Source organism: Niveispirillum fermenti, from assembly GCF_048066175.1.
Taxonomy (GTDB): Bacteria; Pseudomonadota; Alphaproteobacteria; order Azospirillales; family Azospirillaceae; genus Niveispirillum; species Niveispirillum fermenti.
On sequence record NZ_JBLTXA010000148.1, the window covers coordinates 1 to 298 of the forward strand.

Annotated in this window: 1 protein-coding gene; it reads left to right on the top strand. The window is 61.1% G+C overall.

Annotated features, from left to right (window positions below; genetic code table 11):
• Positions 1-298: transposase (locus ACM9LZ_RS26095; protein WP_416622413.1), on the top strand; the 298-nt coding region annotated here is incomplete at both ends.

Genomic DNA, 298 nt, shown 5'->3' on the forward strand with positions numbered 1-298 from the left:
CCCGAGGGGATATGACGCCGGGAAGAAGATCAGAGGACGCAAGCGCCATATCCTCACCGACACCCAAGGCAATCTCGTCCATGCCCTCATCCACACTGCCGACATCCAGGACCGCGACGGCGCGCCGCTGGTGCTGGCCGAAATCGTCAAACCCTTCCCATGGCTGCGGCATGTTTTCGCCGATGGCGGCTATGCTGGGGACAAGCTCAAAGATGCCCTGCGCCGCATCGGAAAATGGACCATCGACATCATCAAGCGATCCGACACAGCCCAAGGCTTCGAAGTCTTGCCGCGACGC